At 61.9% G+C, this 20006-nt stretch carries 25 protein-coding genes and 1 tRNA gene; 12 read left to right on the forward strand and 14 right to left on the reverse strand.

The features are described 5' to 3' along the window. Window positions 1–225 precede the first annotated feature (225 nt). Window positions 226–747: a Nif11 domain/cupin domain-containing protein gene (locus tag DXY02_RS05190; protein ID WP_114988342.1), complete on the reverse strand. Its 522-nt coding sequence runs from the start codon at window positions 745–747 to the stop codon at window positions 226–228. Window positions 748–837: 90 nt separating this feature from the next. Between DXY02_RS05190 and DXY02_RS05195 the strand changes: the two genes are divergently transcribed. Both DXY02_RS05195 and DXY02_RS05200 read left to right on the forward strand, forming a co-directional pair. Then, on the forward strand, window positions 838–1071 hold the full coding sequence (locus tag DXY02_RS05195; RefSeq protein ID WP_114988622.1) for a DUF3136 domain-containing protein: 234 nt from the start codon (window positions 838–840) through the stop codon (window positions 1069–1071). A 70-nt stretch (window positions 1072–1141) separates the two neighbouring features. Beyond that, window positions 1142–1447 (forward strand): c-type cytochrome, encoded by a 306-nt coding sequence (locus tag DXY02_RS05200; RefSeq protein ID WP_114988623.1) that lies wholly within the window; start codon window positions 1142–1144, stop codon window positions 1445–1447. On the opposite strand, the gene DXY02_RS05205 is transcribed toward DXY02_RS05200, so the two are convergent. Beyond that, window positions 1423–1692, reverse strand: a complete 270-nt coding sequence (locus DXY02_RS05205) for a YciI family protein (RefSeq protein ID WP_114988343.1) — start codon at window positions 1690–1692, stop codon at window positions 1423–1425. The two genes, DXY02_RS05200 and DXY02_RS05205, sit on opposite strands and share 25 nt — an antisense overlap. Before the next feature lie 98 nt (window positions 1693–1790). Here DXY02_RS05205 and DXY02_RS05210 point away from each other — a divergent pair, with 98 nt between their 5' ends. Further along, complete coding sequence (locus DXY02_RS05210; RefSeq protein ID WP_114988344.1) at window positions 1791–2162, forward strand: AbrB family transcriptional regulator; 372 nt, start codon at window positions 1791–1793, stop codon at window positions 2160–2162. Window positions 2163–2233: 71 nt separating this feature from the next. On the opposite strand, the gene trpA is transcribed toward DXY02_RS05210, so the two are convergent. Genes trpA through DXY02_RS05225 form a run of 3 tightly spaced genes read right to left on the reverse strand, consistent with a single transcriptional unit; the run spans window position 2234 to window position 3693 of the window. Further along, on the reverse strand, window positions 2234–3049 hold the full coding sequence (gene trpA / locus DXY02_RS05215; RefSeq protein ID WP_114988345.1) for a tryptophan synthase subunit alpha: 816 nt from the start codon (window positions 3047–3049) through the stop codon (window positions 2234–2236). A 34-nt stretch (window positions 3050–3083) separates the two neighbouring features. Next, window positions 3084–3440 carry a DUF3007 family protein gene (locus tag DXY02_RS05220; RefSeq protein ID WP_114988346.1) on the reverse strand — a complete coding sequence of 119 codons (357 nt, stop codon included), beginning with the start codon at window positions 3438–3440 and terminating at the stop codon, window positions 3084–3086. Window position 3441: 1 nt separating this feature from the next. Beyond that, window positions 3442–3693 carry an NAD(P)H-quinone oxidoreductase subunit L gene (locus DXY02_RS05225; protein WP_114988347.1) on the reverse strand — a complete coding sequence of 84 codons (252 nt, stop codon included), beginning with the start codon at window positions 3691–3693 and terminating at the stop codon, window positions 3442–3444. Window positions 3694–3732: 39 nt separating this feature from the next. Between DXY02_RS05225 and DXY02_RS05230 the strand changes: the two genes are divergently transcribed. Further along, window positions 3733–3821, forward strand: a tRNA-Leu gene (locus DXY02_RS05230). A 7-nt stretch (window positions 3822–3828) separates the two neighbouring features. Here the strand turns inward: DXY02_RS05230 and DXY02_RS05235 are convergent. Genes DXY02_RS05235 through DXY02_RS05245 form a run of 3 tightly spaced genes read right to left on the reverse strand, consistent with a single transcriptional unit; the run spans window position 3829 to window position 6794 of the window. Next, window positions 3829–4131 carry a thioredoxin family protein gene (locus DXY02_RS05235; protein WP_114988348.1) on the reverse strand — a complete coding sequence of 101 codons (303 nt, stop codon included), beginning with the start codon at window positions 4129–4131 and terminating at the stop codon, window positions 3829–3831. Continuing rightward, complete coding sequence (gene pyrC, locus DXY02_RS05240; protein WP_114988349.1) at window positions 4106–5152, reverse strand: dihydroorotase; 1047 nt, start codon at window positions 5150–5152, stop codon at window positions 4106–4108. Before pyrC ends, DXY02_RS05235 begins: the two co-directional genes overlap by 26 nt. Further along, complete coding sequence (locus DXY02_RS05245; protein WP_114988350.1) at window positions 5145–6794, reverse strand: SulP family inorganic anion transporter; 1650 nt, start codon at window positions 6792–6794, stop codon at window positions 5145–5147. The genes pyrC and DXY02_RS05245 overlap by 8 nt, the downstream gene beginning before the upstream one ends. An 81-nt stretch (window positions 6795–6875) precedes the next feature. On the opposite strand from DXY02_RS05245, the gene DXY02_RS05250 reads away from it, so the two are divergent. Then, on the forward strand, window positions 6876–7988 hold the full coding sequence (locus DXY02_RS05250; RefSeq protein WP_114988351.1) for a calcium/sodium antiporter: 1113 nt from the start codon (window positions 6876–6878) through the stop codon (window positions 7986–7988). Here the strand turns inward: DXY02_RS05250 and DXY02_RS05255 are convergent. Both DXY02_RS05255 and gorA read right to left on the reverse strand, forming a co-directional pair. Next, window positions 7985–8608, reverse strand: coding sequence for an alternative oxidase (locus DXY02_RS05255; RefSeq protein WP_170951484.1), 624 nt, complete (start codon window positions 8606–8608; stop codon window positions 7985–7987). The two genes, DXY02_RS05250 and DXY02_RS05255, sit on opposite strands and share 4 nt — an antisense overlap. Before the next feature lie 99 nt (window positions 8609–8707). Then, on the reverse strand, window positions 8708–10066 hold the full coding sequence (gorA, locus tag DXY02_RS05260) for a glutathione-disulfide reductase (protein WP_114988353.1): 1359 nt from the start codon (window positions 10064–10066) through the stop codon (window positions 8708–8710). Window positions 10067–10181: 115 nt separating this feature from the next. Between gorA and DXY02_RS05265 the strand changes: the two genes are divergently transcribed. The 3 genes from DXY02_RS05265 to DXY02_RS05275 are packed head-to-tail and all read left to right on the forward strand — an operon-like array spanning window position 10182 to window position 12326. Then, window positions 10182–10427 (forward strand): hypothetical protein, encoded by a 246-nt coding sequence (locus DXY02_RS05265; protein ID WP_041434546.1) that lies wholly within the window; start codon window positions 10182–10184, stop codon window positions 10425–10427. Beyond that, complete coding sequence (locus DXY02_RS05270; RefSeq protein ID WP_114988354.1) at window positions 10402–11634, forward strand: glutathione S-transferase family protein; 1233 nt, start codon at window positions 10402–10404, stop codon at window positions 11632–11634. The genes DXY02_RS05265 and DXY02_RS05270 overlap by 26 nt, the downstream gene beginning before the upstream one ends. Before the next feature lie 23 nt (window positions 11635–11657). Continuing rightward, on the forward strand, window positions 11658–12326 hold the full coding sequence (locus tag DXY02_RS05275; protein ID WP_114988355.1) for a ParB-like protein: 669 nt from the start codon (window positions 11658–11660) through the stop codon (window positions 12324–12326). On the opposite strand, the gene dnaA is transcribed toward DXY02_RS05275, so the two are convergent. After that, window positions 12327–13724 (reverse strand): chromosomal replication initiator protein DnaA, encoded by a 1398-nt coding sequence (gene dnaA / locus DXY02_RS05280; RefSeq protein ID WP_114988624.1) that lies wholly within the window; start codon window positions 13722–13724, stop codon window positions 12327–12329. It abuts the gene before it with no gap. Between the two features lie 83 nt (window positions 13725–13807). Here dnaA and DXY02_RS05285 point away from each other — a divergent pair, with 83 nt between their 5' ends. Genes DXY02_RS05285 through DXY02_RS05295 form a run of 3 tightly spaced genes read left to right on the forward strand, consistent with a single transcriptional unit; the run spans window position 13808 to window position 16255 of the window. Beyond that, window positions 13808–14935 (forward strand): trypsin-like peptidase domain-containing protein, encoded by a 1128-nt coding sequence (locus DXY02_RS05285; protein ID WP_244276189.1) that lies wholly within the window; start codon window positions 13808–13810, stop codon window positions 14933–14935. Window position 14936: 1 nt separating this feature from the next. Further along, entirely contained in the window at window positions 14937–15578 is a 642-nt protein-coding gene (locus DXY02_RS05290; protein WP_114988357.1) for a TIGR04282 family arsenosugar biosynthesis glycosyltransferase, read from the forward strand. Beyond that, a complete protein-coding gene (locus DXY02_RS05295; RefSeq protein WP_114988358.1) occupies window positions 15566–16255 on the forward strand; it encodes a TIGR04283 family arsenosugar biosynthesis glycosyltransferase in 690 nt (229 codons plus the stop codon). The genes DXY02_RS05290 and DXY02_RS05295 overlap by 13 nt, the downstream gene beginning before the upstream one ends. A gap of 9 nt (window positions 16256–16264) precedes the next feature. On the opposite strand, the gene DXY02_RS05300 is transcribed toward DXY02_RS05295, so the two are convergent. Genes DXY02_RS05300 through hisG form a run of 3 tightly spaced genes read right to left on the reverse strand, consistent with a single transcriptional unit; the run spans window position 16265 to window position 19193 of the window. Next, complete coding sequence (locus DXY02_RS05300) at window positions 16265–16750, reverse strand: GNAT family N-acetyltransferase (protein WP_114988625.1); 486 nt, start codon at window positions 16748–16750, stop codon at window positions 16265–16267. A 14-nt stretch (window positions 16751–16764) separates the two neighbouring features. Then, window positions 16765–18543, reverse strand: coding sequence for an ABC transporter ATP-binding protein (locus DXY02_RS05305; protein ID WP_114988359.1), 1779 nt, complete (start codon window positions 18541–18543; stop codon window positions 16765–16767). Further along, the gene (hisG, locus tag DXY02_RS05310) at window positions 18543–19193 is read right to left on the reverse strand and encodes an ATP phosphoribosyltransferase (protein WP_114988360.1); all 651 of its coding nucleotides are present in this window, start codon (window positions 19191–19193) and stop codon (window positions 18543–18545) included. Before hisG ends, DXY02_RS05305 begins: the two co-directional genes overlap by 1 nt. Window positions 19194–19233: 40 nt before the next feature. Here hisG and gloB point away from each other — a divergent pair, with 40 nt between their 5' ends. After that, the gene (gene gloB / locus DXY02_RS05315) at window positions 19234–19983 is read left to right on the forward strand and encodes a hydroxyacylglutathione hydrolase (RefSeq protein WP_114988361.1); all 750 of its coding nucleotides are present in this window, start codon (window positions 19234–19236) and stop codon (window positions 19981–19983) included. Window positions 19984–20006: the final 23 nt, after the last annotated feature.

A 20006-nucleotide genomic window follows, 5' to 3' on the forward strand; every position in this document is an offset into this window, starting at 1 on the left:
CGCGCCAGACGAATCGCTTACGAATGGGTGGAAACTGTTGGAGCAGGGGCCAGAAAGTCAGTCTGCTTCTGGGGCTTGCTCAGGTGGAGTGTCGGCCGTCATGGGCTCCTCCGATCTCGATGCACTCACTCTCGTCAGCGATGCCACCGACGGCAATCAGCTGTCGTGCTCATTGCCTTTTGGGGGCTGCACGACCCATCGTGGAGGTGGCGTACCTCGCCGGGCTTAAGCAACATCCCAGTGCAAGGCCAGCCACAGGGTTCCTGGATCGGGATCAGTGCGCTCCACCCGGTGGCGTTGATGGGGCGAAAGCAGCAGATGATCCCCTGGACTGAGATCCACAATCCGATCGGGGTTCTGCAGCGCAACACAGGCACTCCCCCGCAGCACAAGCACCCACTCGTGATCGGACTGATCCATCCATTCGTCACGGGGGGAGCTGAAGCCGTTGGAGGCGATCAGCAGCAGTCTCCATGTTTCGGCAGACGCCACCACCTGGGTTGATTCCTCACCCGGTGGAGGGCACGGGGTCACCAGCAGGTTGGCCTCTCCCCCCGGCCGATGGTCACGCTCACCCCAGCGCCGACCGATGTCGAACCCCCAGGATCGGGCCAACTGAACAACCTGGTTGTGGTCCGCACAAGCCGCCAGCTGTTCGCGGCTGCTGGAGTCGTTCCGCACACGCTCCGCAAGAGCCTGAAGTTGGGAGATCTTGTTGAGGAAACGGATCAGATCCTGTTCCGCCACGGAGACCACCGCACAGCTTCAACAGTGATCCTGACAACAGACCAATCAGGGGATCGACGCAAAAGTCAGAAGATCCTGACCTTCTGTTTCATGCCGTCCGCAACCAAGGCGCTCACCATCGGAGATCTGGAGGCTGGATTCTCGACCTACTGCCAGGCCCTGCGTCGCCTTGTGGCCGATGGACGCGACCTCAACGCCATTCGCCGGACGGTCTGCTGGGACTACCTCAACAGATTGCACACCTCGCTTCCGAAGGATTACCGCTCTCCCGATGAACTGATCCAGCGGTTCCAGAAGGAGGCATCGCCTGCTCAAGCAGACTGATCCAAGCCACATCATCCCTGTGCTGAGCCACCTCCTGCGCTGCTGCATTGGTGCGTTTCTTGTTCTGCTGATGAGCCTTGGTTCAGCCGGCGCTTCGCTGGCTGCCGGGTCTGACGCCAGCCCCGGCGCCCTGTTGTTCGAACAGCACTGCGCGGGATGCCACATCAACGGTGGCAACATCATTCGCCGGGGGAAAAACCTGAAGCTGAAGACCCTCGAGCGTGAGCAGATCGCAACGGTGGACGCCATCGCAGCCATCGCCCGGGAAGGGCGAGGCCAGATGAGTGGTTACGCCGATGTTCTCGGGAGCGGTGGAGATCAGCTCGTGGCTGAATGGGTGCTCATGCAGGCTCAGAACGCCTGGACCCAGGGATAAACCTCGAGCGCCGTCCAGATCCCCTGCTTCCAATAGATGTCGTCCACAACCAGCCTGCGGACGACGTCGATGCTGTCGGCCTCGAAGATCCCGAAAACATGGGTGCTTCCCTCGGTGGGTCCGAGCGTGACCAGCGTTCCCTGCTCTTTCAGACTTTGGAGACGAGCAAGGTGCTCATCCCGATAGGGAGCACGCTTCTCAAGAGCATCCGCGCAGTAAGTGCCCCACAAAACGAAACGTGCCATAGCGAAGGATGAAATAACAGCGAACTTTTCAATGGAAAATGATGGCATAGCCGCTTGAACTATGGCTATGTTGTGAAGGTTGATATCTCTCGAAAGCGATGCTCACTGGGAGCGACCTTCTCAATAAAGTCAAAGACCTGGGTGACATCAGCAAGTCTGACCTTGTTCGTGCCTGTGGCTATGTCTCCACGAAAAAAGATGGTGGTGAACGTCTGAATTTCACCGCTTTTTATGAAGCACTGCTGGAGGCCAAAGGCGTCAGTCTTGGCGTGGGTGGAGTTGGCGGTGTGGGCAAAGGCGGCCGCAAACTCAGCTATGTGGCCACTGTGCAAGGCAACGGCAATCTTCTCATCGGCAAGGCCTATACAGCGCTGCTTGACCTGAAACCTGGAGATGAATTTGAAATCAAACTTGGTCGCAAACAGATTCGTCTGACATCGGTGGGCGCCACCGACGAAGACGACGAGTGATTCAACATTAAAAACCAATGCAACCCCGGCCAATGCCGGGGTTTTTCATGGCTTGAGCGGGATGGCAGCCCCTAGGGCTGATCAGCAGCGGCACGCAACTCAGCGCAAAAACGACCAGCTTCCTGAGCGATGTCCCCGGGCGACGCTGCCGCCATCCGTTTCACAAGTGCACTGCCCACAATCGCTCCATCGGCACCCCAACCCCGAACCTGACGCACCTGCTCGGCACCGGAGATCCCAAAACCAACCGCAACAGGAACCGGTGAGGTTTGTTTGAGTTGCTGCACCAAACCTTCAACCCTGCTTTCCATCTGAGCTCGCTCACCGGTGACACCTGTGACACTCACCAGGTAGGTGAAACCTCGGCTGCATGTCGCAATCCGACCCATCCGATCCTGGGGAGTGGTGGGTGCAACCAAGAGCACCAAATCCAAGCCATGACGCTCTGCGATCGTCGACAGCCGCTCCGCTTCCTCAAGGGGTAGATCAGGGACCACCAAACCCGCCGCACCAGCCTCCGCTGCGGACTGGCAAAACGCCTCCATCCCCACATTGAGCAGTGGATTGGAATACGTGAACAGGATCACGGGAATCTGCAGCTGGCCTTTCAATGACCGCAGCATGTCCAGAACACCCTTTGGCGTGGTTCCGGCGGCAAGGGCCCGGGACGCAGCAGCCTGGATGACCGGCCCATCAGCGAGGGGGTCGCTGTAGGGCATTCCCAGTTCGACCATGTCAGCCCCTGCACGTTGCAGGCTGAGCAGCACATCAGCGGTGACAGAGAGATGCGGATCGCCGGCCATCAGGAATGGCATCAAGGCGAGGCGACCGTCCTGCTTCAGCTGCTCAAAGCGCTGGGCGATGGAAGAGGACTGCTGATTGGGCATCTCGGTCAACCGACCAGGAACAAACTTCGGAAGCCTATGAGTCGACGGGGGCATCGCCGTCGGTGGAAACCGAGGCATCCGCTCCAATCTTGCGCAACAGCGCCTGTTGCTCCTCCTCGGGAAGAGCATCAAAACGGGCTTGAAGCGCCTCAGCTTCCTGTTTGTCGTAGACCTCGCGGTAGCGACGCCGCTGATTCATGTAGGTCATCTGGCCGGTGACCACACGGAACAGGTAAGAGCTTGTCCACACCACCACAATCACAACCAGCAGGGCCTCCGCAGCAATCCCTGCTGAAAACCCCTCAAAGCCTGCAGCCTGAAAGCCGACTTGCCCAAGCCCGCCCAACAGGAGGACTGCAAGTCCGATCAGAAGAACCTTGCCACGCGTCAATTCAGACGTCTCCTTGCCCGCTCAGCCGGAAATTGAGGAAGGGGGCAAACAGAATCATCCCCGGGAAAAAGAGGAAGACCAGGCCATAGATCCCCAGACGCTCCAGCTTGCCCATGCGATGCCAACGCTGGTTCATCCACGCGTACAGGGCGAGGGGAACTACAACGAGATACATGCCGCCCAGAACGGTGTAGGCCAACAGAACCAACAACGTGTCCTGTGGGACTTGAGAAAGCAGGGACGAAAGGTCCAAGGCCTGAGGACATCTGGGGGAAATCTAAGATGTCCGGGAGGGGGCATGGCGGAATCGGTAGACGCACGCGACTTAAAATCGCTTGGGCCGAAAGGCCTGTGGGGGTTCAAGTCCCCCTGCCCCCACCACCTGAGCTCAAGACGGCAGCAACTCAGCCAGCTTGGTGCGGAAATCTCCCTTGGGCATGCCGCCCTTCAGTTCTCCCTCGATCGAAAAATCTCCATCGGGATCGTTCACCAGGAGGTAGGTGGGCCAGCCCATCCCCTCCTTGTTGGGGTACTGCTTGAGCAGGATCATCCGGTATTTCCGATACATCTCCGTGTCCTGCAGCATCACGGAGATGAAGCTGCAGCCGAGCTCCTCGGCCACCTTGCCGTCGTAGTGACTCATGCGGTGACAGGTGCCGCAGTCTTCAGAGCTGAACTTGATCAGGTGCATCGGCAACGGCCCAGGACAGGATCTCTCCAGCATGGAAAGGAACCAGTCCATTTACAAGTTCCGGCACGAGATGGTCACGGCGTTGCAACGTGATGCGACGCGTGTTGGCTGGACGGTTGTAGAAGGCCGGTCCATTCAGGCTGGTGAAGGCTTCGAGATGCTCCAGGGCGCCCTCCTCATCAAAAACCTGGGCATAGCTCTCCAGGGCGAAGGGCGCATTGAAGATGCCGGCGCATCCGCAGGCACTTTCCTTGGATGCCCGTTCGTGCGGTGCCGTGTCGGTGCCGAGAAAGAAGCATGGGTCACCGCTGGTGGCCGCCCGGCGCAGGGCCTGGCGGTGGCATTCCCGCTTGGCCACGGGGAGGCAATAAAAATCACTGCGCAACCCGCCGGCAAACATCGCGTTGCGGTTGATGTGCAGATGGTGGGGGGTGATGGTGGCGGCGAGATGACGATCCGCTGAGCTGACGTATTGCACCGCTTGTTCGGTGGTGATGTGCTCGAACACAACCTTCAGCTCGGGATGGCGGTCCCGCAGTGGTGCCAGATGGCGTTCGATGAACACCGCCTCTCGGTCAAAGATATCGATCTCGCTATCCGTGACTTCACCATGGATCAGCAAGGGCATACCGATCCGGGCCATCGTTTCCAGCACGGGATCGATCTGCAGCAGATCCGTCACCCCTGCGGCGGAATTGGTGGTGGCGTTCGCGGGATAAAGCTTGGCGGCAGCAAAGACGCCCTCTCGAAATCCTGTCTCCAACTCGGCAGGAGCGATCGAATCCGTGAGGTACGCCGTCATCAACGGCGTGAACTCCAGATCAGCGGGGCACGCCGCCTGAATCCGGTCTCGGTATGCCCGTGCAGCAGCCACCGTGGTCACCGGGGGACGCAGGTTGGGCATCACGATGGCCCGCTGAAAACGGCGGGCGGTATGGGCCACAACCTGGTGGAGCATCTCCCCGTCGCGGAGATGCACGTGCCAATCATCAGGGGCGATGATCGAGATCTGATCAGACATTCAGCTGCAGACCGTTCACGGCAAGGCGCAAGGCATCGAGGCGATCACCAGTGATGTGGCTCTGGGGGAGCCGATCCAACAGCTTCAGCTTCTGCAGGCGCTTCTCCGTGCTGCCCGTTGCACCGACCAGGAACACCTGACGACTCTCTTCAATCGCTTCCTTGACGGCATTCTCGAGGGCGATCGCAGCGGTGACCCCCAGGTGGGACACCTCGGAGAGGTCGAAGACCACCGCCTTACAATTGCCGATGGCGTTGTGCTCACGCGAGATGGCCTTGGCCACGCCGAAGATCATCGGCCCTGCGAGCTGGAACAACAGAACCTGGCCGGAGGCCTGATCCAGCAACACTTGCTCTTCATCAGTCAGCTCCACATCGTCATCGGCGGTGCTGATCGTTTTCACTTTTCTTGACTGCAACGCGCTCATCCGATCAATGGTGAGCACGTTGGCCACGAAAACTCCGATGCCCACTGCAGTGATGAGATCCACCAGCACCGTGAGCGCAATCACTCCGTAGGTGATCACCGCAGCTTTCACCGAGAGGTGGTGGGCCCGTTGGAGGAAATCCCAATCAATGATGTCGATGCCCACCTTCAGGGCGATGCCCGCCAACACAGCGAGGGGAATCGTGGACGCAAGGGGCGCGGCAGCCAGAACGACCACCATCAGAATCAGCGCGCGGACAATGCCCGACAGGGCTGAGCGTCCGCCGGCCTGAATGTTCACGACGGTGCCCATCGTGGCTCCTGCCCCAGGCAGTCCGCCAAAGACGCCCGATGCGATGTTAGCCAGTCCCTGACCCACCAATTCCTTGTTGGAGTTGTGCTCCGTGCGGGTGAGGCTGTCAGCCACCACGGAGGTGAGCAGCGCATCGATGCAGCCGAGCATGCCCAGCACTGCGGCATCCACGAACATCAAACGCAGCTGTCCGCCCGAAAAGGTGGGCACATGCAGGCTGGGGAGCTCAGCATTGAACGGAGGAATGGTCTTGAGACCGGCCGTCTGGAAAAGGGTCATCGACAGCACCGTTCCCAGCACCAGAGCGAGCAGCTGCGGTGGGCAGAAACGCTTCACGCTGGCTGGGGTGAACCAGAGGATCGCAACGGTGATCAACGCCAGCGCCAGCTCCATTGGCTGAATTCCGGCAATCAAACCCGGCAGGTTGGACAGGGTTCCCATCACCCCACCCGATGCGGTCTGCCCCAGGAAAGCGGGCAGCTGGAGAATCACCAGGATGGCTCCAATCCCCGACATGAAGCCAGAGATCACGGTGTAAGGCATCTGGGTGACGTATCGACCCAGACGGAAGACGCCAAAAAGGATCTGAAACAGACCCGCCAGGATGACCACGGTGAAGGCCATGGCCATGGCCGTTTCCTTGTCCGGCGCTGTGGCGGTGAAGCTCAGGATCACCGACGTGAACACCACGGTCATGGGACCGGTGGGTTCGGAGATCAAGGTGGGAGTTCCGCCGAAGAGAGACGCCACCAAGCCGATGATCACGGCCCCCCAAAGCCCAGGGGCAGGGTCACCCGTTGCGGCGACCCCGAAGGCCAGGGCCATCGGCAGAGCAATCACCGCGGCGGTCACGCCACCAAAGGCGTCACCCCGGATGTTGCTTGTGCTGATCCGGTTCAACAAGGTTTCTTATCTATTACCCAGGTGAGTGACCTTAGGTTGATTCGCTTCAAAGCAGAATCCCCGTACAGCTGAGCTAGCCCCATGCCTGAATTTCTGCAGGCCTCGATCCAAGTGCTCCTGGGCATCGGACTGCTCTTCGGTGGCGGGGAACTGTTCGTTCAGGGGTCCGTCGCCATGGCGGTGATCTTCGGGATTCCCCAGCTCGTGATCGGCCTCACGGTGGTGTCGCTGGGCACAAGCGCCCCGGAACTGTTCGTGAGCCTGAGTTCGGTGCTCCAGGGAACTGACGCCCTCGCCGTGAGCAATGTGGTGGGCAGCAACATCTTCAACGTGATGGTGGTGCTGGGCAGCAGTGCCCTTGTGCTGCCCTTGCGGGTTGAAAGCCGCCTGGTGAGGCGGGATGTGCCTCTGATGATTGCCATCTCGGCGGCGGTCTGGGGCATGGCCTCCGCAGGACGGGTCACCTGGCAAGCGGGCCTGGCCTTGCTGTTGGGGCTTGTGATCAACACCGTCTGGGAGATCCGCACCGCCCGTGAAGAACCGGACGACAGCGGTAGCGCTGAACCCGAAATCAGTGACGAAGCAAACAAAGGTGGATTGATCCCAGCTTCAGTGCGATTGATTGCCGGCATCAGCGTTCTCTCGATCGGATCCAGGGTTCTGGTGAATGGCGCGGTCAGCGCCGCAACCTTTCTGGGAGTTAGTGAGGCAGTGATCGGTCTGACAATCGTTTCAGCCGGAACGTCGATGCCCGAATTGATCACGTCCCTGGTGGCCGCCCTGCGCGGGCGCACCGATCTGGCGATCGGCAACGTGGTAGGCAGCTGCCTGTTGAACCTGATGCTGGTGCTGGGCGGCGGAGCCATAGCGGCAGCTGGCAACGGACTTGAAGTCAGCCCGGAACTGATTCAGGACGACTTGCCGGTAATGCTGCTCACCAGCCTGGCCTGTATGCCAATTTTTTGGACGAAAGGTCGAATATCCCGCTTGGAAGGAGGGCTACTTCTCGGCCTCTATGTTCTGTATCTGGTCGACAATGTTTTGCCCCGAACGGCCATGGCCACCTGGGCCGATGAATTTCGCCTTGTGATGCTCTGCGCTGTAATTCCAATCGTGATGATTGTGATTTTCACTCAGGCAGTTTTTTATTGGCGGGACAACCAGAACAGTCCAACCACTAAAATCAATACCTAAAAAGCAATTGCTTTTTGGCTATTAGCCGCCACATGGTCCAACTCATCTCTGGCAATCAATTCGATTACATCTCGAAGAGTTTTTGGCTCACATTCATCACGGGCAGCCCACATATTTCCCTCTTTTCTCCAATAGGTTGCTGCAATTGGAGTTACGGGCTGCTGCAACCATTCCTCTGGCTGCTCCAGAAGCATGCGCCGGTACGTTTTGACAGCTTCGGCCTCAACAGCTTCTCCAAGCAAAGAGGCCAACTCGTGATCCAACAAGGTAGTAAGAGCAAATATCCAATAAACAAGCACAGCTACATGCCTTGCCACAAAGCGGTCTATCCATAAAGACAATCCACCAAGATCACGAGAAAAAATGTCTTCATGCGTCTGCTCATTACTATCCTGCCGACGTGCCAGCTCCAGAGTTTTACGAATAGCACCACTCTGATCGAGTCCAATCGTTTCAAGGTAATGACAAGCACTTTCCTCAGCCGTGTAGGCCGTGCGAGCAATAATCTCTAAGGACGCTGCCCGGCGAGCATCAGCTGCAGGCCAAAGAAGGCTGAGCAACTGCTCGCCTGATTCAATCAAAAAGTGAGCAAAATTAGCCTTATGACCTCGAGTCTGCATGAATGATTCCACGTCATATATATCGATCTAATCGTGGTCTAGATCGCCAGATATGCACTGTCATTCACCTTTCATACTGTCGAAAGGATTGCCAGATCACTACATCGTCACGAACTCCTCTGAAACAGAGGGGTGCAGTGCCATGGTGCGATCGAAATCGGCCTTGGTGGCGCCCATCCCCACGGCAATCGCCGCCATCTGAATGATCTCCGCGGCATGCTCGCCCACCATGTGGCAGCCCAGCACCCGATCGGTGGCCTTCTCCACCACCAACTTGAGCAGACAACGGGGACCGGAGGCGGGCAATGCCCGCGCCATGGACCGGAAGCGGGCGCGATGCACAACAACACCTTCCACGCCATGGCGTTCGATGGACTGTTCTTCCGAAAGGCCCACGGTCGCCAGCTCTGGATCGCTGAACACGGTACTGGCCACCAGGTCGTGGTTCACCTGCCGCTGACGCGACCCGAAGACGCTATCGGCGAAGGCACGACCTTCATCAATGGCCACAGGCGTGAGGTTGACCCGATCGGTGACATCACCGACGGCATGGATGTGGGGAACCGAGGTGCAGGAGTTGGCATCGACCCTGATGCGGCCGTGCTCGATCGCTACACCGGCAGCATCCAGCCCAAGATCCGCAAGCCAGGGGCGACGCCCGGTGGCCATCAACACACCGCCGCAAGCCAAAGACTCACCATTGCCCAGCCGCGCCGTCAGCGCCCCGGGCTCTCCCTCCACGGCCACCAGCGTTTGCTCCAACAGCACCTCAATGCCCTGCTCACGCATGCCACCCAGCACGGCATCGGCCAACTCAGCATCAAAACCGCGCAGCAAGCGCGGACCACGCACCACCTGGGTGACCGCAACACCAAGGCCCCGCAGGATGCAGGCGAACTCGCAGGCAATGAAGCCTGCGCCCACCACCACCACGGCTGAGGGGACATCCTCCAGCAGGAACATGTCGTCGCTGACCCAGGTGTGTTCAACCCCAGGAATCTCCGGCCGGGCCGGCCGGCCACCAACCGCCACCAGAAAGCGCGGGGCCGAGAGTTCCTCTCGCACGGGCCCACCGCGTTGATCGGAAATGCCGATGCGATCTGCTGCCGTGAAGCGTCCCCAACCGGAGATCAACTGAACGCCGGCCTTCTCCAGAAATCCGAGATGGAGGGCATTGAGCCGATCCACCTCGGCACGCACCCGACGCAGAAGATCAGGCACATCCGAACGCACCGAACCGATCTCAAGGCCGTAGGCCGAGGCATCCGCCAGTTGATGGCGGGCCTGGGCGCCGTACACCAATAGCTTCTTGGGAACACAGCCGCGGATCACGCAGGTGCCGCCGACGCGATCACCCTCCACGATGGCGACGCGGGCTCCATGACGGGCCGCGCGTTTCGCAGCAGCCAGACCACCGGAGCCTGCGCCGAGCACAACCAGATCCAGATCAGCGCCCATAACAGAAGGGTGCTCAAGATGACGGGCGTCATCGTAAAGATGGCGTTATGGTCCGGGGAAGGGGGTCATAAAGGCCCAAGACGAGTCGGTCGTATTTCAACCGCGTCCTTAAACCATGAACCGTTCTTCCAAGCGCCGCAGGCAGCCGCCTGAACCTGAGCTGCGCCTCAAACGATCGCAACGCCGCGAGATCGTGATGATGATCACCAGCGATGACATGAAACTGCGGCTGAAGCAGTTGGCTGATCAGGGCCGCCAGCAGGACTGTCTGGCGCTGATGCACGAACTGGGCGACTGGCAGTCCTATGGACGGGCAACGCTTGCGCCGATCCTGCATGCCCCTTTCATCGGAATCAGCTGAACCCCTGAACTGGTCGGACCTGGCCAGCCTGGCGATGCCGGAACCGAATCGGATTGAAGGGCCGACCAGTGCCCAGGCCACATTGCGCCTGTTCGGACAGCCTGAATCCAACGTGATGGTCACGCTGTACCGCGACCACCACGCCTGGTGCCCCTACTGCCAAAAAATCTGGCTCTGGCTGGAGTTCAAGCGCATCCCCTACCGGATCCGCAAAGTCACCATGCGTTGCTACGGCCCGAAGGAGCCGTGGTTCCTGGAAAAAGTGCCTTCAGGGATGTTGCCGGCCCTGGAGCTCAACGGGCGGCTGATCACCGAAAGCGACGACATCCTGCTGGCCCTCGAACAGCAGTTCGGCCCTCTGGGCATGGCAATGACAGCGCCAGAAGCTCTGGAGCTGCGCCGTCTTGAACGGCTGCTGTTTCAAGCCTGGTGCATCTGGCTGTGTTCACCACGGCTGCGTCCGAGGCAACAGGTTCTGGCCCGAGAGCAGTTTCAAGACATCGCCCGGCGCTTCGAACGGGAGCTGAACCGGGACGAAGGCCCATGGCTGCGGGGCCCGGAGCCGCAGACCGTGGATCTGATCTTCGTTCCCTACGTGGAACGGATGAATGCCTCGCTGGCTTACTACAAGGGATACCGGCTGAGGGCTGAGCATCCGGCCATTGACCGCTGGTTCCGTGCCCTGGAGCAACTGGAGACCTACCGCGGCACCCAAAGCGACTTTCACACCCATGCCCATGACCTGCCTCCCCAGATGGGCGGCTGCTGGCCCGACGATGGAGCGGAAGCAAAGCGCCTGGCCGAACGGATCGACCGAGGTGATGGCCTCGGCGAGGACGAAGCCTGCTGGGATGCGGACCATGAAGCCGATCAGGCCGTCATCGCCCTGAGCCGGGTGCTGCGTCACCAGCAACGGCTGCGCGAGGTGAACCCCATGGGTGCTGCAGCCTTTGACCAGCCCCTGCGCTGTGCCCTCACCCGGTTGGTTCGCGACACCCCCTGCCCGCCTCCAGCGGGGAGTGCCGCCGGGCTGCGCTATCTGCGCGATCGCATTTCGGTGCCAAGGGATATGCCGCTCCCGGCCGCTCGACTGCTGCGTCAAGCCCTTGAAGCCACCGCCCAGCTGGATGGCCCTGAGCAGGCCAAGCCCTTGCCGGTGAGGGATCGCTTTGATCAGGATCCCCGACCCTTCCTAATTGGGTCATAGTGCGGGGGCGCCAACGCTGAGTCGTGCCCCTGCGGCTGCCCGCTTATCAACCGATCCCCGCCCCCGATCGGGGGACCGATCTGATTGAAGTATCAGCGGCGCAGCTGCAGCCGACCCAGTGGTGTGTGGGACTGGCGGAGATTTGGTCGCGCGAGAAGGATTTCGCCCAGGACACCCGTCAGCAGCGTCTTGACTACCTGCGCGGCAAACCGGTCCCTTTGATCCGATCTGCCGATGGCGCCATGTGGATGCTGGACCGGCACCACCGCCTGCGAGGCCTTATCGGCATTGATCCAGGGGCCACCACCTGGGGTTACGTGGTGGAGGAGCTGCCAACCGCCGACCGAAGCGCTGTGCTGGCCCATCTGCACAACCAGGGCTGGCTCTACCTCTACGACGGACGAGGCAACGGCCCGCGCCCGGCCGAGCAGCTGCCCACGAGCCTTCTGGGACTGGACGACGATCCCTACAGGAGCCTCGTGTGGAAGCTGAAGCAGGAGGGGTGGATCAAGCCTCAGCCCCTAATCCCGTATCACGAGTTTCGTTGGGGTGCCTGGCTGCGCAGCCGGCCCCTGCCCCCCTTCAGTTCCAGGCGCCTGGAGCCGGCACTCGCAGCAGCCCGCCAGCTGGTGTGCTCAGCCGCTGCACAGGACATGCCGGGCTGGAAAGGTGACAAGAAAGCCTGCCGCTGATCAGCGCTTCTTGCGGGAATCGATCTGCAGCAAATCCTTCACCTTCTGCACCTGACCAGCGAGCTGGGGGTCGGAGGCCAGTTTTTTCTCCACCTGCTCGATCGCGTACATCACCGTGGTGTGGTCTTTTCCGCCGAAGTTGTCGCCGATCCTCGGCAGGCTGAGGTCGGTGCCCTGGCGCATGAGGTACATCCCCACCTGACGGGCCTGGCTTACGGCGCGGCGACGGGTGCTGCTGCACATCTCCTCGGCCGTGACATCAAACACCTCAGACACCTTGTCGATCACCTGTTGCGGCGTGACCTCCACCCCCTGCCCCGTGGGGTCGAGCATCGGTGCCACGGATTCCACCGTCATCGGCAGCCCCGTGATGGAGGCGAAGGCCACAGCCCGGGTCAGGGCCCCTTCCAACTCGCGGATGTTCGAGGTGAAGCGACCGGCGATGTACTGGATCAGATCACGGGGCAGCGACATGCGCTCCTGCTCCGCTTTCTTCTGAAGAATCGCCATGCGTGTCTCCAGGTCAGGCGACTGAATGTCTGCGATCAGGCCCATCTGGAACCGGGAGATCAGGCGCTGCTGCAACCGTGGAATCTGGCTGGGGGGACGATCACTGGCGATCACCACCTGACGGCCTGCCTCATGCAGGGCATTGAAGGTGTGGAAGAACTCCTCCTGGGTGTACTCCTTGCCCTCGATGAATTGAATGTCGTCCACCAGGATCAGATCGGCGGCGCGGTAGCGATCGCGGAAGGCCTGCATGCCGTCCTTGCGGATGGCCTGGATCAGGTCATTGGTGAAGGTTTCGGTGGAGACATAGGCCACCCGAGCCCCGGGGTCGATTTCCAGCCGGTAATGACCAATCGCTTGCATCAGGTGGGTTTTGCCCAGGCCCACACCGCCGCAAATGAACAGGGGGTTGAACTCCCGGCCCGGTGCTTCGGCCACAGCCAAAGCCGCCGCATGGGCCATCCGGCTGTTGGGGCCGACCACAAAACGACCGAACACGTAGCGGGGATTGAGCCCGGGCAGGTAGCGGCGTGGGGAGCCGTTCCGCGCTGGAGCCGATGCCGACTCCTGGGCCGCTGGAGGCGGCGCCGCATCTGTAGCGGCTGAGGCCTCATCGTTGGCATCCGGCAGCGGCAAGGCGGTTTCCGCCAGCACCGTCACCTGGACGGGCTGACCGCTGATGCTGCTGGCCATCTCGGCGATCGTGGGCAGCAGCTGCTCCCGCAAACGAACGCTGGCAAAGGGATTCGGGGCCAGAAGCTTCAGCTCTCCATTGGCAAAGCCGCTGCAACCCGTGGGGCGAATGAAGGTCTCGAAGGTGGGCTTGCTCAGCTTCGCCTGCAACCCATCCCGCACCTTGATCCAGAGCTCTTCGCCCGTCTGCGCCAAAACCACCCATCGCCCGAGCGCTGAATCTACGCATGCCGATCCGCTCAGGCCGTCTTAAATGCATCAGCACACATCTCGTCGTGATGCCCAACGCCCAGCATTGGCTCGCCATCGCCCTGGCCGGGAGCGCACTCTCCGGTTGCAGCCTGGTGAGAGACCAGCTGGGTCTGACCCCCAAGCCACCGATGACGGCGCCACCGGTGGTGCACGATCAGCCCCGCAGCGCGCCTCTGCAACCGGGGGACAACGTGATCGTGAAGGCGGTGGATCGCGTCGGTCCGGCGGTGGTGAGCATCGATGTGGTGAAGGAGATCTCCAACCCCTTCGGAGGGATTTTTGGGATGGGTCCCTCCAGCCAGCGGCAGCAGGGCCAGGGCTCCGGCTTCATCACCCGGGCCAGCGGCCTGATCTTCACCAATGAGCACGTGGTGCGTGGTGCCGATCAGGTGGCGGTAACCCTGCCGGACGGACGCAATTTCAAGGGCAAGGTTCTCGGCACCGACCCCCTCACCGACGTGGCGGTGGTGAAAGTGGTGGCCGACAACCTGCCGGTGGCGGCCCTGGGCAACTCCGACCAGCTCAAGCCGGGGGAATGGGCCATTGCCATCGGCAATCCCTTCGGCCTGAACAACACCGTGACGGCCGGCATCATCAGCGCCGTCGGCCGCCTGAATGCGATCGGTGACGGCCAGCGGGTTCCCTACATCCAGACCGATGCAGCGGTGAACCCCGGCAACAGCGGCGGCCCGTTGATCAATGCCGCCGGTCAGGTGATCGGCATCAACACAGCGATCCGCACAGCCCCAGGTGGCGGCTTGAGTTTTGCGGTTCCGATCAACCTGGCCAAGCGGATCGCGCAACAGATCGTACGCACCGGCCAGGCATCCCATCCCTTCATCGGCGTGCAGCTGATGAACCTCACGCCGCAGCTGGCGCGGGAAATCAACGCCACCAACAGCGCCTGCACGGTGCCCGAGCTGAATGGCGTGTTGGTGAAGGAGGTGGTGAAAGGCACTCCGGCCGCTGCGGCCGGCATCCGCCAGTGCGATCTGATCCTCAAGGTGGAAGACAACCCCGTTCAAACCCCCCCCGAAGTGCAACTCGCCGTGGACCGCGGCCAGGTGGGGGAACCGATGCAGCTCACCCTTCAACGCAACGGAAGGGAGCTGATCGTGCAGGTGCGCCCGCGGGAACTGCCCCGCAACAATTGAGATGGTGAAGATCGTTGTAATGGCCCGCTGGCCATCACCGGGCCGATGCAAACGCCGCTTGAGCCGCGATCTCAACCATGAGCTGGGCTTGGCCGACAGCAGCGAACGCGCCACAAGGATCCAACGGCGGCTCACGCAGCACACCGCAGCGGTGGTGCGGAGCCTCGCGTGCACCATGGAGATCGAGCCGGTGCTGGCGGTGAGCGGACTCGGCACCCGTGCGGCCGATCGCTGGGGGCAACAGCTGGGGCTGAGGCAGGTGCGGCTGCAGGGGAGGGGGCAACTCGGCACCCGATTGCGACGGCAATTGATGCACGGCCATCGCCACAACAGGCCCTGCCTCGTGGTCGGCACGGATCTGCCCGAACTCAATCCCGATGATTTGAGGCAGGCCGTTGAGCAATTGGAGCAGCATGACCTGGTGCTGGGGCCAGCCTCCGATGGGGGCTACTGGCTGCTGGGTATCGGCGCATCCCTGATCCGCAGCCCGCAGCACTGGCCGCTGATCGGCATTCCCTGGGGCGGCCCCAGGGTGCTGGAGGCAACGCTGGAGGCGGCGCGCAGGCGGCAGCTCTCATCGGCCCTCGTGGCCCAACGAAATGATCTGGATCACTGGAGCGATCTGATGCCATGGCAGGGCTGAGCGTTGTGATTCCAACCCTGGATGAAGCCAGCAGGCTGCCGCTGCTGCTGGCGGATCTGCAGCGATGGCCTGGGGAGTTGGAGGTGATCGTCTCGGATGGCGGCAGCAGGGATCACACCCGGGCGGTGGCTCAGCTGGCCGGCGCCACCGTGCTCGACAGCCGCACCGCCGGGCGGGGTCCACAGCTGCGCTGGGGCGTTGGCCACAGCTCCCATGCCTGGGTGCTGGTGCTGCACGCCGACAGCCGCTTGCCAGACACCTGGCACCACAAGGTGGAGCAGATTCTGAGCAGCCCGGAGGGCCAACTCAGCGCCTGGTGCTTCGACTTCAAGGTGGAGGCGCATGGGCGGCCGATGCTGTGGCTGCTGGAGCGGTTGGTGAACCTGCGCAGCCGTTGGCTGCAACGCCCTTACGGCGATCAGGGCCTGTTGATTCAGCGCCAGCTGTATGAGCGCGTGGGCGGCTACCGGCCCTTGGCGCTGATGGAAGACCTGGACCTGGTGGAACGCCTGAGCCAGGTCGCTCCCCTCCGTACTCTGAACTATGCCCTGCTCACCAGCGCAGAGCGCTGGCAGAAGCGAAGCGTGCTGATGCAGGCCTGGCGCAATGCCCGACTGCGCTGGCTGTGGCGGCAGGGGCGATCAACGGAGCAGCTGTTGCGGCTCTACCGGCGCTGAAGGATCCGATCAGTTGGCGTACCAGAAGGCACAGCGATGGCCCTGGGGCTCGAGATCCCAGCCCTGGCCCTCATAGAAGCTGACGACGCCCGGATCGGCGAACAGGCTGACCCGCTCGGTTCCCATCTGATCAAGGGCCTCGAGGATGTAAGCCATCATCTGCTTGCCCAGACCATTGCCCTGGTACAGGGGATGCACGGCCACGTCCCAGACGGTGGCTTCGAAAACACCATCCCCGGTGCAGCGCGCAAATCCCACCAGACGGGGCACCCGTGGGTCGTGCCGCCAGAGGCCAACTTTGAGCAGGCTGTGGCTGAGGGCTTTGCGCACCCGGCGAATCGGCCGGCGGCTCCAGCCCACCGCTTCCAGCAACTGCTCGAGTTCCACCAGATCGAAGGGGTACTCCTGGCTGAACACCAAGGTGATCTGGTCATTGGCGCAGGGGCAGAGACGCGCTCCCTGGCCGTACTGCTCCAACAGAGGATGAGCAGGCATGGGAAGAGGAGCGATCACAGACGCGCCAACCCCCGCTCCTGCAGATCAGCCAGCTGGGCGTAGAGCCCGCCACGGGCCCTTAGCTCGCGATGGGTTCCCTGCTCGATCAGTTCACCGCGGCGCAGCACAAGAATGCGGTCCGAGGCTTCCACCGTGGCCAGGCGATGGGCAATGACGATGGCGGTGCGCTTTTGCAGAAGCCGATCAAGATCAGCCTGCAGCGTTGCCTCCGTTGAAGGATCCATGAAGGCGGTGGCTTCATCCATCACCAACACCGTTGGCTTGCGGATCGCCACCCGGGCCACCGCCAGCAGTTGGCGCTCGCCTGAAGAGAGGTTGCCGCCCCGCTCGCGCAGCTCCGTCTCCAGCCCGTTGGGGAGCTTGGCCAGCAGCTCGTTGAGACCAAGCTCAGCGCAGACCTGAGCCAGCTCTCGATCGCTCACCGATGCATTGAGCCGAAGGTTGTCGGCCACATTGCCGCTGAACAGGAACGTGTCTTGAAGCACGACACCCAACTCACGCCGGAGATCCGCCATCGGGATCGTGCGGATGTCCCGTCCATCGAGAAGGATGCGTCCCTGCTGGGGTTCGTACAGGCGGCAGAGCAGGCGGATGATCGTGCTTTTGCCCGACCCAGTGGGGCCCACCAGGGCGACATGTTCTCCGGGGGCGATGCGGAAGGAGAGATTGCGAAGGATCGGATCGTCCGGCCGATAGGCAAAGCTCACGTTCTCAAAGATCACCTCACCGCCACCACCACTCACATGGGGGAGAACGCCCTTCGCCTCAGCGATCTCGAGGGGCTCCTCCATCAACTCGCCGATGCGTTCGACCGCTGTCAGCCCACCCTGGATCTGGGTGAAACGCTCCGCCAGCTGACGCAGCGGATCGAACAGACGCTGGGAGGCAAGGATGAAGGTGGTGAGGGTGCCCAGACCCATGGCGCCATTGGTCACCATCAAGCCGCCAAGGGCGAGAACCAGGGCAATCGCAGCCAGAGCCACCCATTCCAGGAAGGCTGAGATGCTGCTGTCGAAAAAGATCGTTCCGTTTACAGCTCTCCGGTAGTGCATGCCAGTGCGCAGGAAGCGGGCGCTGTTGACCGTTTCACGGCCATACATCTGAACCACCTCGAGGCCCTGGAGGTTCTCCTGGAAATCGGCATTGAGCTGGGAGAGCTCCTCGCGCACGCGGTAATTGGCCTTGCGGTAACGGCGCTGCAGCCAAAGCACGGCCAGGGTGACGGGCACCTGCGTGAACAACAGCAGCAGCCCCAGCCTCCACTCGATGAACAACATCGTTGAGGCCAGCACCAGCAGGCTCACCAGATCATTGAGCACCCCCACGGCACCACTGCCGAACACCTCGGCAAGGGCATCTACATCGCTGGTGAGCCGTGTGAGCAACTTGCCCACCGGCATGCGGTCGTGAAACCGCAGGGACAGCGACAACGCATGTTCAAACAGATCGTCGCGGATGCGCGCGGTGAGCCGTTGTCCGACGGCCAGGATGCTGAATTGCTGCACCCCCTGCAGGCCGAGCCGCAGCAGCACGGAAACGAAGTAGAGCCCGATGATCACGCGGATCGAGGCAGAGAGGCTCAACCCCGAAAGGAAGGGAAGACTGGGCTCTCCGCGCAGGACGCTGACGGCCTGCCCCAGCAGAACGGGCTGCAATGCTCCGGCAAAGGCCAAAGGCAGCAGCAACAGCAGGGCCACCAGCAGCCGCCGGCGATCCCGCACGAGATAACGACCGAGACGACGGACCCGGCGCCAGTCGGCGACGGCCCCCATCAGCTGGAGCTCCCGACGGGTGTTGCTGCGCGGATCGCATCAACTATGTAGGCCAAGGGGCCGTGATCGAGGCGAACCGACAGGGGGTGCCCCACCAGTCGAGCTGTTGAGTGGAACAGGTCTTCGATGGCGATCAGGCCATTCTCCCGCAGGGTGCGACCGGTGGCCACCAGGTCGACAATCGCTTCTGACATACCGGTGATTGGCCCCAGCTCCACGGAGCCATTGAGGTGAACCAACTCAACGGGAAGGTCGAGGGCATCGAAATATTCCCGGGCGCAGTGGGTGAATTTGCTGGCGACGCGGCAGTGGGCGGGCAGATCAGCGGCCCGGGTGTAACCACTGCTCTCCTGAACCGCCACAGCCATGCGGCAGCCGCCAAAGCCCAGGTCCACCAGTTGAGCAACGGGGAGTTGATGCTCTTTGAGCACGTCGTAACCCACCACCCCCAGCTGAGCCTGGCCGTAGGCCACGTAGGTGGGCACATCGCCGTTGCGAACCAGCAGGGCCCGGGCGCGCCCGCAAGGGGTGGGCACCATCAACTGGCGGTTGTTCTTGTCCAGGACAGCGGAGAAATCAAGACCAGCCGCCGCAAAGCGGGCCACCGAGTCTTTGAGCAGCGCTCCTTTGGCCAACGCGACGGTGATCATGGGTCCAGCGCTGACCGGTTAACCAGGCAGGACTTTAACGATGCATTCCTCACTTCATGCCCTGCCGGTGCTGCAGGACAACGTGATCTGGATCTGGGTGAGGGGTGCGGAGGCCGTGGTGATCGACCCCGCCGTGGCACCGCCGGTGCGGGAGTGGCTGGAAGAACGGCAGTTGAGCCTGGCCGCCGTGCTGCAGACCCATCACCACGCCGACCACATCGGCGGCACACCGGAGTTGCTGAAACGCTGGCCCGCGGCTGCGGTGATTGCCGCCGCTGAGGACCGGGAGCGGATTCCGTTTCAGACGATGCCGGTGCGGGATGGGGACCTGATCACTGTTCTTGGTCACGCGGTGGAGGTGCTGGATGTGGCGGCCCACACCCGGGCCCACATCGCCTTTTTCATCCCGAACCCGGAGGGCGGCCAGATAGAGCCCCTGTTGTTCTGCGGAGACACCCTGTTCAGCGGGGGCTGTGGCCGACTGTTTGAAGGCAGCGCTGAACAGATGCATCAGGCCCTGCAGAAGCTGGCGGAACTGCCCGAGGCCACAAGGGTTTGTTGTGCTCACGAGTACACCGAGGCCAACCTGCAATGGGCCGTGGAGCAACGCCCCAGCGACGCAGTTCTGGCTGAGCGCTACGGGGAGGTGCGTTGGCTCCGTGCCCAAGGAGAGCTCAGCCTGCCCAGCAGCATCGGCATGGAACGCCGCACCAACCTGTTCATGCAGGCCGGTTCAGCCGCGGAGTTGGCCGAGCTGCGCCAGCACAAGGACCAGTGGCGGCCGGCATGAGCGATGGCGAAGCAGGGGATCAC

The sequence above is a fragment of the Synechococcus sp. N19 genome, from assembly GCF_900474045.1.
GTDB lineage: Bacteria > Cyanobacteriota > Cyanobacteriia > PCC-6307 > Cyanobiaceae > Parasynechococcus.

What these genes read in the sequence shown, in the direction of transcription:
- DXY02_RS05300 (WP_114988625.1), bottom strand. Translation starts at nt 16,750, where the DNA reads ATGCCTGCTCATCCTCTGTTGGAGCAGTACGGCCAGGGAGCGCGTCTC.
- DXY02_RS05195 (WP_114988622.1), top strand. Translation starts at nt 838, where the DNA reads ATGCCGTCCGCAACCAAGGCGCTCACCATCGGAGATCTGGAGGCTGGA.
- trpA (WP_114988345.1), bottom strand. Translation starts at nt 3,049, where the DNA reads ATGCCCAATCAGCAGTCCTCTTCCATCGCCCAGCGCTTTGAGCAGCTG.
- DXY02_RS05285 (WP_244276189.1), top strand. Translation starts at nt 13,808, where the DNA reads ATGCCCAACGCCCAGCATTGGCTCGCCATCGCCCTGGCCGGGAGCGCA.
- DXY02_RS05255 (WP_170951484.1), bottom strand. Translation starts at nt 8,608, where the DNA reads ATGCAGACTCGAGGTCATAAGGCTAATTTTGCTCACTTTTTGATTGAA.
- DXY02_RS05265 (WP_041434546.1), top strand. Translation starts at nt 10,182, where the DNA reads ATGAACCGTTCTTCCAAGCGCCGCAGGCAGCCGCCTGAACCTGAGCTG.
- DXY02_RS05290 (WP_114988357.1), top strand. Translation starts at nt 14,937, where the DNA reads ATGGTGAAGATCGTTGTAATGGCCCGCTGGCCATCACCGGGCCGATGC.
- hisG (WP_114988360.1), bottom strand. Translation starts at nt 19,193, where the DNA reads ATGATCACCGTCGCGTTGGCCAAAGGAGCGCTGCTCAAAGACTCGGTG.
- DXY02_RS05200 (WP_114988623.1), top strand. Translation starts at nt 1,142, where the DNA reads ATGAGCCTTGGTTCAGCCGGCGCTTCGCTGGCTGCCGGGTCTGACGCC.
- DXY02_RS05295 (WP_114988358.1), top strand. Translation starts at nt 15,566, where the DNA reads ATGGCAGGGCTGAGCGTTGTGATTCCAACCCTGGATGAAGCCAGCAGG.
- gorA (WP_114988353.1), bottom strand. Translation starts at nt 10,066, where the DNA reads ATGGGCGCTGATCTGGATCTGGTTGTGCTCGGCGCAGGCTCCGGTGGT.
- DXY02_RS05250 (WP_114988351.1), top strand. Translation starts at nt 6,876, where the DNA reads ATGCCTGAATTTCTGCAGGCCTCGATCCAAGTGCTCCTGGGCATCGGA.
- DXY02_RS05270 (WP_114988354.1), top strand. Translation starts at nt 10,402, where the DNA reads ATGCCCCTTTCATCGGAATCAGCTGAACCCCTGAACTGGTCGGACCTG.
- DXY02_RS05210 (WP_114988344.1), top strand. Translation starts at nt 1,791, where the DNA reads ATGCTCACTGGGAGCGACCTTCTCAATAAAGTCAAAGACCTGGGTGAC.
- gloB (WP_114988361.1), top strand. Translation starts at nt 19,234, where the DNA reads ATGCATTCCTCACTTCATGCCCTGCCGGTGCTGCAGGACAACGTGATC.
- DXY02_RS05235 (WP_114988348.1), bottom strand. Translation starts at nt 4,131, where the DNA reads ATGCACCTGATCAAGTTCAGCTCTGAAGACTGCGGCACCTGTCACCGC.
- DXY02_RS05305 (WP_114988359.1), bottom strand. Translation starts at nt 18,543, where the DNA reads ATGGGGGCCGTCGCCGACTGGCGCCGGGTCCGTCGTCTCGGTCGTTAT.
- pyrC (WP_114988349.1), bottom strand. Translation starts at nt 5,152, where the DNA reads ATGTCTGATCAGATCTCGATCATCGCCCCTGATGATTGGCACGTGCAT.
- DXY02_RS05205 (WP_114988343.1), bottom strand. Translation starts at nt 1,692, where the DNA reads ATGGCACGTTTCGTTTTGTGGGGCACTTACTGCGCGGATGCTCTTGAG.